At 40.3% G+C, this 268-nt stretch carries 1 pseudogene; it reads right to left on the bottom strand.

Going from position 1 to position 268, the window contains the following annotated elements:
* Window positions 1-172: pseudogene (locus tag BHE85_RS27795) on the bottom strand (hypothetical protein); the annotation flags it as partial.
* Window positions 173-268: the final 96 nt, after the last annotated feature.

Genomic DNA, 268 nt, shown 5'->3' on the forward strand with positions numbered 1-268 from the left:
GACTTCCTTAAAAAGTTTTTCACAGTATTAGCACAGTGATCTAAATGTTTTTCACTTATGCCAGAAGAAGATGAGTTTGTTACGCGTAATATATTTTTTGTAATGCTTTTGTTGCTTTATTCGGATTCGTTTTTCCATCAACAAGTGGATTTGCCCCTATATTTCCAGGCATCTGTTATCACTTAACCCATTACAAGCCCGCTGCCGCAGATATTCCCGTGGCGAGCGATAACCCAGCGCACTATGCGGATGCCATTCGTTATAATGC

The organism is Shigella sp. FC1567, assembly GCF_001743015.1.
GTDB classification, from domain to species: domain Bacteria; phylum Pseudomonadota; class Gammaproteobacteria; order Enterobacterales; family Enterobacteriaceae; genus Escherichia; species Escherichia coli.